This window comes from Nocardiopsis codii (assembly GCF_036327455.1).
Lineage (GTDB): Bacteria > Actinomycetota > Actinomycetes > Streptosporangiales > Streptosporangiaceae > Nocardiopsis > Nocardiopsis codii.
The window spans coordinates 35,055-49,694 of the sequence record NZ_JAUZMY010000040.1 but is presented as its reverse complement, the minus strand read 5'-3'; the positions used below and the strand labels follow the sequence as shown (position 1 = coordinate 49,694).

Sequence of the window (14,640 nt, the reverse complement as noted above, 5' to 3'; positions counted from 1 at the left end):
GGTGTGTGCCATGGGGGTCACCCGGACCGCTGTGCGGGTACCCGGACGACTCGGCGGTCGTCCCGGCGGTGTCGCGGGCACGGGATCGGGGCGGCGCCCTCCCGGTGCTCCCTCGGGGAGGGGACCGGGCTCGGCTGTCGTGCGTACGGCATCGGCGTCACCTGGACCACTGGGTGAGGACGGACGCGATGCGCTCCCCGGCCCGGCCGTCCCAGAGGGGCGGGGTGTCGTCGCCGAGCCTGTCGGGGGTCTGCCCCTGCAGGACCTTGGTGACGGTGGGGAGGAGGTCGGCCTCCGTGACGAGCTGGTTGGTGCCGTGGGTGATGGTGACCGGCCGTTCGGTGTTGGGGCGCAGGGTGAGGCAGGGGACCCCGAGCATGGTGGTCTCCTCCTGCACACCGCCGGAGTCGGTGACGACGGCGGCGGCGCCGCGGGTGAGGGCGACGAAGTCGAGGTAGCCGAGGGGTTCGAGGAGGCGCACCCGCGGGTGGTCGCCGAGTCCGGCGCGGTCGAAGGCGGCCCTGCCGCGCGGGTGCACGGGCATGACCACGTCGGCGAGGTCGGCGATCTCGTGGATGCGCTCGGTGAGGCGGGCGACGCTGTCGGGGTCGTCCACGTTGGCGGGCCGGTGCAGGGTGGCGGCGACGTAGCGTTCCGGCAGGTCGAGGCGGGCGCGCAGGGCGTCGGCGTCGAAGCGGTCGAGGTTGGCCAGGAGGGTGTCGATCATCGGGTTGCCGACCAGGTGGACGCGGTCGGGTGAGATCCCCTCCGCGGCGAGGTGCCCGATGGCCTCGGGGCTGGTGGCGAAGCAGAGGTCGCTGAGCTGGTCGGTGACCCTGCGGTTGATCTCCTCGGGCATCGTGTTGTCGAAGGAGCGCAGGCCCGCCTCCACGTGGGCGACCGGGATGTGCAGCTTGGCGGCCACCAGGGCGGCGGCGACGGTGGAGTTGATGTCGCCGTAGACGACCACCATCCCGGGCTCGCGCCGGACGAACTCCTCCTCCAGGCCCACCATGAGCGCGGCGGTCTGCGCCGCGTGCGACCCGGAGCCGACGCCCAGGTCGACGTCCGGGGTGGGCAGGCCGAGGTCGCGGAAGAACACGGCCGACATGCGGTCGTCGTAGTGCTGCCCGGTGTGGACTACCGCCTGGTGGGCTCCGCGCCCGCGCAGGGCGGAGACGACGGGCGCGGCCTTGACGAAGTTGGGACGTGCGCCGACGACGTGCACGATCCCGGTGTCCTGGCTCCCAAGAGGGGCGCTCGTTGCCACGACTCTCACGTTTCCTTCTGTTGGGGTGGTGTTCTCATCGTTGCCGAAGGGGCGGTATGCCGGAACCGGTGGTGTTCCTTGCCCGAGCCGTCCCGTCCGTGTCGCCGTGGTGTCACCACGTGGTCACGTCCGCATGGTTATGTGACTGACCGTGCATGACACCCAGACTTCCGAATCCCAGGTTCCCCGTCCGCGTACCCGCTGGCCGCGGGCGGTGACGTTCACCGTGTCGTTGGCCTGGCGACACCTGCGCTCCGACCCGGCGCGTCTGCCGCTGCTGGCGCTGCGGCTGGCGCCCGGTCCGCCCCGCCGGGCGGCGCGCTCCCTGGCCACCCGCCTGGGGGGCCGGGCCCGCGCCTACGCCCTGTGGGACCAGGGACGGCGCGAGGACGCCCGTGAGGCGGTGTTCGAGGCCGCGGACGGCGCGTCGCCCCGCCGGGTGGGCCGCCTGGTGGCCGCCTGCCTGGCTGCGGGTGATGCTGATACCGCCCGTGAACTGGTCGAACGCCTCCCCCGGGGTGCGGCCCGGGAGGCCGCTGAGCACCGGACGGCGTTGGCGACGGGACGCGCTGTTCCCGTGTCTCCGTCCCCGTCGGCTGACCATCACGGGATCACGTTAACCCGAGGTGCCCGAACGCGACCCGACGACACGGTGAACGCTGGGCGACCGGAGGCGCGAACAGGTGAACCCGGGGTCCTGGCAGGTGAACGTCGGCGCGCCTCGGGCGCCCCTCCGGCGCCCGGGACCGGTCCGAGGGTGCTCCACCTGGTGACGAACGCGCTGCCGCACACCAACGCGGGCTACACCCAGCGCACCCACCGGATCGCGGTCGCCCAGCGCGAGGCCGGGATGGACGTGCACGTGGTCACCCGGGCCGGGTACCCGCTCACCAAGGGCGTCCGCGACCCGCGCACGCTGGTGCGGGTGGACGGCGTCGCCTACCACCGGCTGATCCCGTGGACGGCCCCCTCCGACCCGTCGGAGGAGCTGGCGGTGGGCGTTCGGATGGCGTCGGAGCTGGTGGAAGCCGTGCGTCCGGACGTGCTGCACGCGGCGAGCAACCACCACAACGCCCGGCTGGCGCTGGAGCTGGGCCGCAGGTTCGACCTGCCGGTGGTGTACGAGGTGCGGGGGTTCCTGGAGGAGTCGTGGCTGTCCCGCGACCCCTCCCGGAGCGTGGACGACGCCTTCTACCGGGCCGAGCGCGCCTCCGAGACGGAGTGCATGCTGGCCGCCGACCTGGTGGTGACCCTGGGCGAGGCGATGCGTGCCGACATCGAGGCGCGCGGGGTCGCGCGGGAACGCCTGCTGGTGGTGCCCAACGCCGTGGACGCGTCGTTCCTGGAGCCGCTGCCGTCGGGCGCCGGGGTGCGGGGCGGCCTGGGGATCGGGGCGGAGGAGTTCGTGGTGGGGACCACCACGAGCTGCTTCGGCTACGAGGGCCTGGACGTGCTGTTGGACGCCGTGGCGCTGATGCGGGAACGCGGGGAGCGGGCCCACGCGCTGATCGTCGGGGACGGGCCCGAACTGCCCTCCCTGCGCGCGCACGCGGCGTCACTGGGGCTGGAGGGCGTCGCCCACTTCCCCGGCCGGGTGGCCGCGTCGGAGGTGCGGTCGCACCACGCCGCACTGGACGTGTTCGCGGTACCGCGGAGGGACGACCGGGTGTGCCGTGTGGTGACGCCTCTGAAACCCGTGGAGGCCATGGCCGGCGGGCTTCCCGTTGTGGCGAGTGATCTTCCCGCGCTGCGAGAGATTGTGGAACCGGGAGTGACCGGAGAGTTAATTCCCGCGGGCGAATCGGCACGTCTAGCTGATGTCCTGACAAATCTCGCCTACAGTCATGAAAAGCGAGCCGCCTACGGCCTCGCAGGTCGCAGCCTCGTCGGTGCCGACCGCACGTGGGCCGAGGCCGCATACCGCTACAGCCAGGCGTATCGGGTTCTTATTCAGGAACTGTCCGAACCAGGCCAGAACCCGTAATCAGAGGCAACGCTTACCTACACTCAGACGTCCCGCGAACTGAGTAATGGCAGTCCTCGACAACTTGCGCCCGTTCACGAAATGAATGCGAGTGTGACCACGAAGTGGATGCCGCAGCCTCCAACCCAGCCCTTGTCCCTGAGCAGTCCGCCGCGGCGGTCAGCGATCTCGTCGTCCTCGGTCTCGGTTACGTCGGCCTGCCCCTGGCGGCCGAGGCCGTGTCCTCGGGCCTGAAGGTCACCGGCCTCGACGTGAGCGGTCGCGTCGTCGACGGTCTCAACGAGGCGGTCTCGCACGTCGACGACCTCTCGTCCGAAGACGTGCGCCGCATGCTGGAGAACGGGTTCACAGCGACCACGGACCCCGCCTGCCTGGCGGCGGCGCGCACCATCGTCATCTGCGTTCCCACTCCGCTGTCGCCCGAGGGCGGCCCCGACCTGGGCGCGGTGACCTCCGCGGCCAGGTCGATCGCGGCGCACCTGCAGCCCGGGACCCTGGTCATCCTGGAGTCCACCACCTACCCCGGCACCACCGACGAGGTGGTGCGGCCGCTGCTGGAGGAGTCCGGCCTGGTCGCGGGGGCCGACTTCCACCTGGCGTTCTCGCCCGAGCGGATCGACCCGGGCAACCCGACCTTCGGTGTGGCCAACACGCCCAAGGTCGTCGGCGGGCTCACGGAGGAGTGCGGGGAGGCCGCCGCAGTCTTCTACGGCAACTTCGTGGGCACGGTGGTGCGCACCCGCGGGACCCGCGAGGCCGAGATGGCCAAGCTGCTGGAGAACACCTACCGGCACGTCAACATCGCCCTGGTGAACGAGATGGCCATCTTCTGCCAGGAGCTGGGCGTCGACCTGTGGGACTCGATCGCGGCGGCGGCCACGAAGCCGTTCGGCTTCCAGGCGTTCTACCCGGGTCCGGGCGTCGGCGGGCACTGCATCCCGATCGACCCGAACTACCTGTCGTACAAGGTCAAGACCCTCGGCTACCCGTTCCGCTTCGTCGAGCTGGCCCAGGAGATCAACAGCCGGATGCCGTCCTACGTCATCCAGCGGGCCCAGGAACTCCTCAACGAGTCGGGGCTGGCGCTGTCACGGTCCAAGGTGCTGCTGCTGGGCGTCACCTACAAGGCCGACATCGCCGACCAGCGCGAGTCGCCGGCCCGTCCGGTGGCGCGCAAGCTGGCCGCCAAGGGCGCCACCCTCACCTACCACGACCCGCACGTGGAGTCGTGGCAGGTCGACGGGGTGGACGTGCCCCGGTCCACCGATCTGGACCAGGCCCTGGCCGAGGCCGACCTGACGATCCTGCTCACCGACCACAGCGAGTACCGGCCCAAGCGGCTGGAGGAGTACGCGCGGCTGCTCCTGGACACCCGGGGCGTGCTGCGCCGCCCGGACCCCGAGGCCGAGGCCGCCGCCGTGCCCGCCCAGGTGCGGCGCCACCCGAGGCGCGAGGGGATCCAGGTCCTGTGAGCCGACCCGGACGCGGCCGGGACGCCCGAACCGTTCCGGCCCGCCCGGGCCCCTGACCGGCACGCCGACGCGGACACCCACGGTGTCCACCGGCGTGCCTTCTCGTGTTCACACGGCCCTGGTGCAAGATTCACCTGATACACCCCGCCTGGCCACCGGGCTTTTCTCGGCACGTTTCCGCAGGTGAATACCGTGTCGAACAGCTCGTACCGCCATCCCAAAGCGGATCATCTTCGTAGATGGTCCCATCCGGTGACACAGGTAGGTGAAATCGATGCACGCACTTGTGGCCACGGTTGTGCACCACCCGGAGGACGCTCGGATTCTGCACCGGCAGATCCGCGCCCTGTTGGACGCGGGACACACAGTGACCTATGTGGCCCCGTTCCGGGAGTGTGGCGTGACCCCGTGGCCCGAGGTGCGCTCGGTGGACGTGCCGCGCGCCTCGGGGCGCGAACGCCTGTCCTCGCTGCGCGCGGCCCGGGCGGTGCTCGCCGAGCACGCGCCCGCGGCCGACCTGCTGCTCTTCCACGACCCCGAACTCCTGCTGGCGCTGCCCGCGAACCGGCCGGTGACGGTGTGGGACGTGCACGAGGACACGGCAGCCGCCCTGCTCACGAAGCCGTGGGTGCCCAAGCCGCTGCGCAGACCCCTGGGGGCCGTGGTGCGGTCCTTCGAGCGTCGGGCGGAGCGGCGCATGCGGCTGCTGCTGGCCGAGGAGGGGTACCGCTCCCGGTTCCGGTGCGGCCACCCGGTGGTGCCCAACACCACCGAGGTCCCGGAGGTCCCGCTGCGTGCGCCCGGCGACGACCGGGTCGTCTACCTCGGCCACGTCTCGATCGCGCGGGGCGCCCGCGAGCTGGTCGAACTCGGCCGGATGCTCCGCCCGCACGGGGTGCGGCTGGAGGTCATCGGCGGCGCCGACGTGGGCGTGCGGCCGATGCTGCGCGAGGCCCAGCAGGAGGACGTCCTGGACTGGTACGGGTTCGTGCCCAACGACCGGGCGCTGCGCATGTGCGCGGGCGCCATGGCCGGGATCAGCCTGCTGCACGACACCCCGAACTACCGGCACTCGATGCCGACCAAGGTCGTGGAGTACATGGCCCACGGGCTGCCCGTCGTGACGACGGCGAACCCGATGGCGGAGGGCCTGGTCACGGGTCGCCCGGAGGGCCCCGCCGGCCTGGTCGTCCCGTTCGGGGACGTGCCGGCCGCCGCGGAGGCGGTGCTCCGGCTGCGGCGCGACCAGGAGCTGCGCGAGCGCCTGGCCCGCACGGGGCACGAGATCGCGCAGTCGTCCTACCACTGGCCGGTGCAGGCCAGGGTGTTCGTGAAGCAGCTGGAGGCGTGGGTGGACGAGGCGACCGGCCCGATCCCCGTCGTCCCCCTCCCGAGAGGGGCGCAGCACACAGAGGTCCATGAGGGAAGCCACACTTACCAGTCCTAAGAAATATCTTCCCCGTCAACCATGTTTGTGCTCGTGCCGGAGCGAGTTTCGGCATTTTCCCTGATCACGAGCACGACCGAGGTATGACGTATGAGTGAGACGCTGGTTCTCGACAAGGCCGCGCAGGACCTTCTGTTCCGCGACGCCCGCACCGCCAACTCCTTCACCGACGAGCCGGTGAGCGAGGACCAGGTGCGCGCGATCCACGACCTCGTCAAGTACGGGCCGACCGCCATGAACAACCAGCCCCTCCGGGTCACCGTCGTGCGCTCGCCGGAGGCCCGTGAGCGCCTCGTCCAGCACATGGCGGGCAACAACGCCCCGAAAACCTCCTCGGCCCCGCTCGCGCTGATCCTGTCCGCGGACACCGACTTCCACGAGCACTTCCCGAAGACGTTCCCCGTGAACCCGGGCGCCCGTGACAACTTCGCCGGGATGCCCGTCGAGGCCCGCGAGACCATGGCCGCCCAGAACGCGCTCCTCCAGGTCGCGTACCTGATCATCGGGGTCCGCGCCGCGGGTCTGGCCGCCGGGCCCATGACCGGCTTCGACGCCGAGGGAGTGCGCCGGGAGTTCTTCGGCGAGGACTCCGCGCTCCGCCCGCTGGTCGTCATGAACGTCGGCCGCCCCGGACCGGACGCCTGGTTCGACCGCCTCCCCCGCCTGGACTTCGAAGACGCCGTCACCGAGATCTGATCCGTGTGGCGAGGGGCCGGACACCGTCGGGTGTCCGGCCCCTCGCCGTCGTGCTCCGCCGGCCCCCGGAACCGCGGTGCGGAAGCCCGGTGGACGCGGGCCGGAAGAGGGCCGCGGCCTAGCCCGGCGGCCCGGCGTCCGGGCCCCCGTCCGCGTCCGGTGCGAGGAAGACGAGGAGGCACACGTCGTCGTCGCAGTCCTCGTGGTCCAGCATGGTGTCCAACAGCTCGTCGGCCCCCACCTCCGGAGCGCTCGGCCAGTGGGGCGAACCGCCGAAGCTCTCCGCGAGCCGGCCGATGCCGTCGTCGATCAGCTCTCCCCGCCGCTCCACCAGGCCGTCCGTGTACAACAGCAGCGCCGTCCCCGGGGGCAGCTCGACGGCGTGGTCGGTGAAGGTGAGGTCGACGGGGAGGCCGAGCATCCCTCCGGAGCCGAGATCGACGGTGCGCACCGCGCCGGCGCCGTCGCGCCGCAGCGGGGACGGGTGTCCCGCCCCGGCCATCACCACCGCGGAGTCCCCAGGGCGGAAGCGGACGATGACGGCGGTGGCGAAGAGGTCCGGTTCCAGGTGGTCCAGGAACCGGTGGAGGCGCCCCAGCAGAACGGCCGGGCTGCGCTCCTCCAGCGCGTAGGCGCGCAGGGCCGTCCGCAACTGCCCCATCATGACCGCGGCGTGGATACCGTGGCCGGTCACGTCCCCCACCACCCCGATGAACTCGCCGTCCGGCGTCGGGAAGACGTCGTACCAGTCGCCGCCCACGTTCATGCCCCTCGTGGCGGGAAGGTAGCGGGCGGTCAGGTCCATCGCCGGTGTGGCGGGGAGTTCGGTGAGCATGGCCCGCTGGAGTGCGGTGGCGGTGTCGCGCTCCCGCTCGAAGCGGCGCGCGTTGTCCAGGGAGGCCGCCACCCTCCGGGAGAGCTCGACGAGCACGACCTCGTCGTCGGGGTACACCGGCCCCTCCCGCGAGAGCTCCAGGACGCCGAGCAGCTCCGACCCCGCCAGGAGCGGGAGTGCGAGCTCCCCCCTCCCGGCCGAATCGTCCACCGGCCGTCGGCGGGCCGAGGCCAGGAGCGCGGTCGGGGACACCGGGACGCCGTGGGCGTCGGGCCCGCCGAGGTTCCCGTCCTCACCGGAGAGCCACATGCGGACGCCGTCGGCGTGCCGGGGGATGAGGAGGCCGTGGAGCGTGGCGAGGATCTCCGTCCGCGTCAGCGACGTCATGAGCCGGGCGCCGGCCGCGGAGAGGAACGTCAACCTGTTGCGGGCCGCCTCCGCCTCGTCCCGGGCCTCGCGTTCGGCCACGAGCAGGCGCTGCTGCTCGTCGCTCGCCTCGGCGAGTTCGGCGTGGAGGGCGAGGACGCCCTGGTTGGTGTCCTCCAGTTCGCGCTGGTGCCACTCCAGTTCCCGTGAGCGCTCCGCCGCCAGCGCGGCGACGGCCCCGGCACGGCCGGAGGTACGGAGGAACTCCGCGGACAGGACCTCGACCTCGCGGCCGGGAGGCACCGCCCCCACCGGGGGCGACGACCCGGAGAGCCCGATCGAGGCGGACCACAGGGTGGCGCCGGAGCCGTCGGCGACGGTGGCCCTCAGCGCGGTCCCGTCCTCGGCGCGCTCCACCACCACCTCGGCCGTACCGTGCCCCTCGACCTCGCTCAGGGCATGGGCCGCGGCGCCCTCGAGGAACTGGAGGACGTCCTCGTCCGACGCCTCGGCGGGTTCGAGCACGCGTGCCAGGGCGGCCCGCGCCAGCGCGACGTCCACCACGGTGCCGACGCGGAATCGGAGCAGCGGTTCTGTCATGGTCCTTCTCCGTCGGCGGGCGGGCTGTGCGTGACGACCGCGACAGTGGTGTCGTCCCTCAGCGGGCGGGCCGCGCTGCTCGCGTCCCGGAACACCGTCCCGGCGACGACCGCGGCGTCGTGGCCCCGGAGGCGCTCGACGCCCTCCGGGCTCCAGCGGCTCGGCAGGCCGTCGCTGTACAGGACGAGCATGTCCCCCGGCCCCCAGTCGCGCCCGACCGGGGCCGGCGTGCGCATCGCGAAGGCCCCGACGATGCCCGGCCTGGACAGCAGGGCCTCCCACCGGCCGCCGCGGTACAGACGGGCCTCGACGTTCCCCACACCGCAGAACGTGATCCGGTGCCTCGACTCGTCGATGTCCGCGAGGGCCACGGCGGCGCCCCGGGTGTGCCGCAGCGCCCCGTGGAGTCCGCGCAGCAGCGCCGCGGGAGCCTCTCCCCCGTTCGCGCGGACGAAGCGGGCCGCCAGGGTGGAGGCCTCCGCCGCCGCGTCGCCGTGGCCGAGGCCGTCCGCGAGCATGACCGTGCGGCGGCCGGACCCGCTCCGGAAGGCGAGGGCGTCCCCGGAGTTCGCATAGCCGCCCAGGGGGATGTGGATGCCGCCGGTGACGGCCCGGCCGTCGAACAGCGCCCGATCACCGGGCGGGGCGAACCGGGCCACCGCCACGGTCCCCGCGCCGGGACGGCTGTGGACCTCGAAGAAGTCCGCCGCCCGGGCGCAGGCCCCCAGGCCGGCGCCCAGCGAGTTCCACGACGAGAACCCGTCCTCCCTCGCGCGGGGCAGGTCGGCGATGCCCGGACCGTGGTCCACCGCCAGCATCTGCACCGCACGGGCGCCTCCCCACGCTTCCTGCGCCACCTCGACCACGAACCGGCCGCCTCCGGCGTACCGGTGCATGTTGGTGGCCAGTTCGGAGGCGGTGAGGGCCGCCGCCGCCGTGCGGGAGCCGTCCAGTCCGACACTGCGCGCGGCGGCGGTGGCCGCGCGCGCCGCCTCGGGCACGCGCGTGGCGTCGCCGACCGTCAGCTCCCAGACCCTGGTCACCGCACTCCCCGGCGCGCGGCGAACGGGTCGCTCCAGGCGGTGATCGTGACCCTGGTCCCCTGCTCGGCGCTGCTGTCGATGGCGAAGTCCTGGACGAGCCGCTTGGAACCGCTCAGCCCCATGCCCAGTCCGCCCGCCGTGGAGTAGCCGTCCGTCAGTGCCATGCCCACGTCGGGGATCCCGGGCCCGGAGTCCACGAAGCTGACCGACAGCCCCGGGCCGGACTCGCCGTGCAGGACACGGATCTCGGCCTCCCCGCCGCCTCCGTGCAGGAGGGTGTTGCGGGCGAGCTCGCTGGCCGCGGTCACGACCTTCGTCTGCTGTACCAGGCCGAAACCGAGCCGTTGGGCCGCGGAGCGCACATGCTGGCGCACGACGGTCAGGTCGGTGTCCCTGCGGATGGGCAGGCGCAGCGGCTCCTCGGTGGCCCGGGTCATGGGCTGCCCTGTTCCGCCGCGTCGGCCGCCGTGAGGGTGACCCCGAAGCCGGCTGCCGCGTCGACGACCGTCCGCGCGGTCGTCATGCCCTCCAAGGCCAGACCGAGTTCGACCAGGGTGATCGCCACCGCCGGACGCATGCCGACCAGGACCGTCCGCGCGGCGAGGAGGCGTGAGGCCAGGGCCACCTCGGCGAGCACGCGGGCGAGGAACGAGTCGACGACGTCGAGCGCGCTGATGTCGATGATGAGGCCCCGTGAGCCCGTGCGTGCGACGGCGTCGGTGACGTCGGTCTGGAGGACGACGGCCTCGTCGTCCTCCAGTTCGCCCCTGACGCTGATGAGCAGCAGTCCGCCCAGGTCGATCACGGGAATGGGGGATGTCCCTGTCACGTACCGGTCCGATGCGCGCTCGACCGGGCCGCGGGAGCCGGCAGTTCACCGCGCCGGTCCCGTTCGAGAGCCCACTGGAGGGCGTCCGCGATGGTGGCCCTGGTGGTGACGGGCCCGAGGTCGAGCCCGAGCTGGACGATGGTCTGGGCGATGGCCGGGCGGATACCGGAGATCACGCACTCGGCGCCCATGAGGCGGGCGGAGGCCACGGTCTTCATCAGGTGCTGGGCGACGAGCGAGTCCACCGTCGGCACGCCCGTGATGTCCAGGATCGCCACGGTGGCGTTGTGCTCGACGATGGCCTCCAGGAGGTTCTCCATCACCACCTGGCTGCGCGCGCTGTCGAGCATGCCGATGAGCGGCACCGCGACGAGCCGGTCCCAGAGCTTGATGACCGGCGTCGCCATCTCCAGCAGCTGCTGGCGCTGCCGGGCGACGATCTCCTGGTTCTCCTGGAGCATGGTCTCGATGACGACGACCCGGAGGGTGGCCAGGAGCGTGACCATGTACACGCGGGCCTCGGCGACGTCCTCCGCGTCGAGGTCGGCGGACTCGGCTCCCAGGAGTTCGAGGACGGCGTCGCGCAGCGCGCCGACCTCCCGGTCGACTTGGCCGATGGAGAGGCCGGACCTGCCGCGCGAGGCGGTCATGGAGACGAGCTGTTCGCGGATGGGGTGGAAGCCGGGGGCCTCCAGGTCGTCGACGCGCCCGCTCTCCCCGACCTCGACCAGGGAGTCGACGACCGCGTGGCATGCCTCCACGGCCTCGTCACGGGTCACCGTGAAGACGGCCAGGAACAGGGGGAGGTCCGCCCACCGTTGCGCGATCTGCTCCCGCCGGCGCCGCAGGAGGCCGATGACGACCCGGCTCCCGGGCCTGGTCGGGTGATCGGGCGGGCCGTCGCTCATGTCTTCTCCCTGGCGCCGTGCGCGCGCCACCCGGCTGGTGGCGCGTGATGATCATTTGCCGCACGACAATTGTCTACCAGAGAAAGAGTACTTTCCCGGTCCCGGTCACGGCCTCGGAACCGGGGGCCGCGGCGGAGCGGCCACCCCGTCACGCCCTGCCGCGCCAGTCGAGGCAGACGACGAGGGCGTCGTCGATGGCCTCGTTACCCTCCTGGTGCGCGAACAGGTGGCGCAGCACCTCCTGGGGCACCGAGGCAGCCGGCAGCAGCCTGGTGGCCAGGATCGCCCGGGCCAGGGCCTTCTCCCCGAACGCCTCCCCGAGTCGCATGCCGGAGTCGAACACCCCGTCGCTGACGAAGACCAGCCGGTCCCCGGGCTCGACGTCGAAGTGCTGCGTGTCGTACACGCTGTCCTCGGCCATCCCGAGGGGGAGCTGGGCCTCGAAGGGCGTCTGGAAGACGCGGCCCCCGCGCAGGACGTAGAGGCGGGGGGAGCCCGCGTCGACCACCTCCACCCGCCCCGTCGCCAGGTCGAAGCCGAGCAGCAGGACGTCCAGGTAGCGCTCTCCGCCGTGCATGGCGTAGACCGCCTTGTCCGCGAGGGCGATCTGGTCGGCCAGGGGCACCCCTCCCCTGCGGGCGTTGCGCAGGGCGTTGACCGCCAGACTGGTGAGGAGCGACGCCTCGACCCCCTCCCCCATCCCGTTGGTGACGGCGAGGATGAGGCGGTCGGTGCCCGCCGCCCAGTCGAAGTTGTCGCCGTGGACGGCGTAGGCGGGTTCGAGCTGGGCCCCGATGCTGTACTCGGCGCACTCGTAGGCCCGCCCCGGGAGCAGGTCCCACTGCATCTCCGCCGCCAGGGTCAGGCGGTCGCTGCGTCGCAGGACGCGGTAGAGGTCGGTGTCCCGCTCGGCCACGAGGAGGGCGTGGCCGAGGATGTCCGCGATCCACCTGAGCTCGCGGAGGTCGTCCTCGGCCCGCTCGGCGTCCTCCGTCTCGACGGTCAGCACGCCGAGGCGGTCCCCGCGCACGGACACCGGAACGTGGACGGCCACGAGGCCGGGTGCCGCCCGCCTCTCGACGTAGGGTTCCTGGGACCCGAACACCCGGCCCACGACACTGTTGAACACGGAGAACTGACCGACCCCCTCCCTGTCGGAGTCGGTCACGTGGCAGAGCACGGTGAGCCCGTAGTCTGCAAGGAGGAGCTCGGCGGAGACCGCTCCGTAGTGCTCGGCGAGCGAGGCGCGAAGGACGGCCAGGAGCCGGTGCGGATCGGCTTCGCGCAGGGACCGCGCGACGGCCTCGGATCTGTTCACTGTGGTCGACCTGTGTTCTCTGTGGGGGACGCGGGATGCCCGCGAACCGTCACGGGTACGGTCGTCGGACATCGGAGGCGGGTTCCGTTATCGTCATAGGAATACCTGATTGCCGACAACGGCCAGGAATGACTCACAGACGCGATTTGTGAGAGTGGGCAGTGAGTACTGATTCGCGGCAGAACACGGTGGAGACGGCCCTGGCCGCCTCCACCGTCACCGAACTGATGGAAGTGCTCTGGGGGCGCGGACGCGCGGTCGCCTCGGCCCCGGTCTCCCCCTCACAGCTCAAGGTCCTCTTCGTCCTGGAGGAGGAGGACGGTGTGAGCCTGCGCAACGTGACCGAGCGCCTGGGATCGACGCCGCCGTCCACCAGCAGGCTATGCGACCGTTTGCAGGCGGTCGGCTTCATCAACAGGACGGCGAGCCCGAACAGCCGCCGGGAGCTGAGGCTCTGGCTGAGCGAGAGCGGCCGGCTGTTCCTCCGGGAACTCCGCAGTCGCAGGGAGTTCGAGCTCCACCGAGTCATCGACCAGATGTCCCCGCGCTCGAGGGCGATGCTCCTGGAGGGGCTGACGGCCTTCCGCGATGCGGCGGAGCACACACGGGCGGACAGCGCCGAACTGCCGCCCTCCCGCACGGCCTGAGGGCACACGCCCGGGCCGCGCCCGGCGGGGCGGGTGCTCCCGGGGGCGGCCCCGGTCGGCCGCCCGGGTGCGGGGGCGGCGCCGGCCGGCGCCGCTTCCGCGGGGGGCGCGGCGGTGAACAGCGGGACGCGGAGGACATCCGCGTCCGGGGAGCGGCACGGTCGGCCCCCGGCGCCGGGGGCCGACCCGGGGTCAGATGATCGGCGGGCGTCCGGCGCGGGTCATCCGCCAGGCGGTGGACCAGCGGATCGGGGTGCGCGGACCGGCGTCCTCGCGCCAGCCCTCGCGGAACCCGGCGAACCACGAGCGCAGCGCGGCGCGGTCGCGCTCGCGCAGCACCGTCAGCCCCACCCAGGTGCCGAGGTAGGCGAAGGCGAGGGGCCACGGCAGGTTGCGGCGGGCCAGCCACACCCGGTTGCGGGCGTTGAGCCGGTAGAAGTTCTCGTGCCGGGTCGGCGCCACGGCCGGGTGGTACATGACCGCGTCGGCGTCGTACTCGATCGTGTAGCCGGAGTCCATGATGCGCCAGGCGAGGTCGGTCTCCTCGTGGGCGTAGAAGAAGTCGCCGGGCAGCCCGCCCCCTGCCTCGAAGGCGGTGCGGCGGATGGCGCAGGCCCCGCCGAGGAACGTGGTGACCACGCTCGACTCGCGGGAGTCGCCCACCCTCAGGCGCGGCACGTGGCGCCGCTGGTCGGGGCCGCCGTCGGGGTCCGCGATGCGGAAGGACAGGGCGCCCAGCGACGTGTCCGCGGCGAAGCGCTCGCGCACGTGGCGGGCCAGGTCGGTGGAGCGGTACCAGCCGTCGTCGTCCAGGAAGAGGATGACGTCGCCCTCGGTGGCCCTGACCCCGTGGTTGCGCCCCTCGGGGATGCCGACGTTCTCCGGGAGGAGCACGGTGGTCACGCCCTCGGGCAGCTCGGGCAGCTCCGCGCCGTTGCTGACGACCACGACCTCGACGTCCGCGTCCTCCTGCTCGAACACGCTGGTGATCGCGCGGCGCAGCTCGGCGGGGCGGGTGCCCATCGTCAGCAGGACGCAGGACAGTGTGGGCTTGCTGCTACCGGACACCTGGGAGCGGCTCCGTTCGGCTCTGGGCGCTCGGGAGACCTCGGCCGCGGACGTCGCGGTGTCCGACGCGGGTGGAATCACGGGTGTGGCCATGGTTGCGACCGTTCAGTGGACGACAGGCTGCTGGCAGGTTGACATTCGCCAACATTCGCAGAAA

13 protein-coding genes are annotated in these 14,640 nt (G+C 72.4%); 5 read left to right on the top strand and 8 right to left on the bottom strand.

All coding sequences use genetic code 11. The features are described from left to right. Positions 1-157: 157 nt before the first annotated feature. Positions 158-1,270, bottom strand: a complete 1,113-nt coding sequence (gene wecB, locus Q8791_RS28080) for a non-hydrolyzing UDP-N-acetylglucosamine 2-epimerase (protein ID WP_330094845.1) — start codon at positions 1,268-1,270, stop codon at positions 158-160. 232 nt (positions 1,271-1,502) lie between these two features. Here wecB and Q8791_RS28075 point away from each other — a divergent pair, with 232 nt between their 5' ends. From Q8791_RS28075 to Q8791_RS28060, 4 genes are all read left to right on the top strand, one after another. Next, positions 1,503-3,254 (top strand): glycosyltransferase family 4 protein, encoded by a 1,752-nt coding sequence (locus Q8791_RS28075; RefSeq protein ID WP_330094844.1) that lies wholly within the window; start codon positions 1,503-1,505, stop codon positions 3,252-3,254. 104 nt (positions 3,255-3,358) lie between these two features. After that, the gene (locus tag Q8791_RS28070) at positions 3,359-4,726 is read left to right on the top strand and encodes a nucleotide sugar dehydrogenase (RefSeq protein WP_330094843.1); all 1,368 of its coding nucleotides are present in this window, start codon (positions 3,359-3,361) and stop codon (positions 4,724-4,726) included. A gap of 274 nt (positions 4,727-5,000) precedes the next feature. Continuing rightward, entirely contained in the window at positions 5,001-6,173 is a 1,173-nt protein-coding gene (locus Q8791_RS28065) for a glycosyltransferase (RefSeq protein WP_330094842.1), read from the top strand. 90 nt (positions 6,174-6,263) lie between these two features. Further along, a complete protein-coding gene (locus Q8791_RS28060; protein ID WP_330094841.1) occupies positions 6,264-6,869 on the top strand; it encodes a malonic semialdehyde reductase in 606 nt (201 codons plus the stop codon). Positions 6,870-6,987: 118 nt separating this feature from the next. Here Q8791_RS28060 and Q8791_RS28055 read toward each other — a convergent pair whose 3' ends face one another. The 6 genes from Q8791_RS28055 to Q8791_RS28030 form a co-directional block, all read right to left on the bottom strand. Beyond that, entirely contained in the window at positions 6,988-8,670 is a 1,683-nt protein-coding gene (locus Q8791_RS28055) for a PP2C family protein-serine/threonine phosphatase (RefSeq protein ID WP_330094840.1), read from the bottom strand. Beyond that, positions 8,667-9,713, bottom strand: a complete 1,047-nt coding sequence (locus Q8791_RS28050) for a SpoIIE family protein phosphatase (RefSeq protein ID WP_330094839.1) — start codon at positions 9,711-9,713, stop codon at positions 8,667-8,669. The genes Q8791_RS28055 and Q8791_RS28050 overlap by 4 nt, the downstream gene beginning before the upstream one ends. Continuing rightward, positions 9,710-10,150: an anti-sigma regulatory factor gene (locus Q8791_RS28045; protein WP_330094838.1), complete on the bottom strand. Its 441-nt coding sequence runs from the start codon at positions 10,148-10,150 to the stop codon at positions 9,710-9,712. The genes Q8791_RS28050 and Q8791_RS28045 overlap by 4 nt, the downstream gene beginning before the upstream one ends. Next, positions 10,147-10,542 (bottom strand): STAS domain-containing protein, encoded by a 396-nt coding sequence (locus tag Q8791_RS28040; RefSeq protein ID WP_330094837.1) that lies wholly within the window; start codon positions 10,540-10,542, stop codon positions 10,147-10,149. The genes Q8791_RS28045 and Q8791_RS28040 overlap by 4 nt, the downstream gene beginning before the upstream one ends. Then, positions 10,539-11,450: an STAS domain-containing protein gene (locus Q8791_RS28035; RefSeq protein ID WP_330094836.1), complete on the bottom strand. Its 912-nt coding sequence runs from the start codon at positions 11,448-11,450 to the stop codon at positions 10,539-10,541. Before Q8791_RS28035 ends, Q8791_RS28040 begins: the two co-directional genes overlap by 4 nt. Before the next feature lie 148 nt (positions 11,451-11,598). Next, complete coding sequence (locus tag Q8791_RS28030) at positions 11,599-12,768, bottom strand: PP2C family protein-serine/threonine phosphatase (protein WP_330094835.1); 1,170 nt, start codon at positions 12,766-12,768, stop codon at positions 11,599-11,601. A gap of 161 nt (positions 12,769-12,929) precedes the next feature. Between Q8791_RS28030 and Q8791_RS28025 the strand changes: the two genes are divergently transcribed. Next, complete coding sequence (locus tag Q8791_RS28025; protein ID WP_330094834.1) at positions 12,930-13,415, top strand: MarR family winged helix-turn-helix transcriptional regulator; 486 nt, start codon at positions 12,930-12,932, stop codon at positions 13,413-13,415. Between the two features lie 192 nt (positions 13,416-13,607). Here the strand turns inward: Q8791_RS28025 and Q8791_RS28020 are convergent, their stop codons facing one another. Continuing rightward, positions 13,608-14,438: a glycosyltransferase family 2 protein gene (locus Q8791_RS28020; RefSeq protein WP_330094848.1), complete on the bottom strand. Its 831-nt coding sequence runs from the start codon at positions 14,436-14,438 to the stop codon at positions 13,608-13,610. Positions 14,439-14,640: the final 202 nt, after the last annotated feature.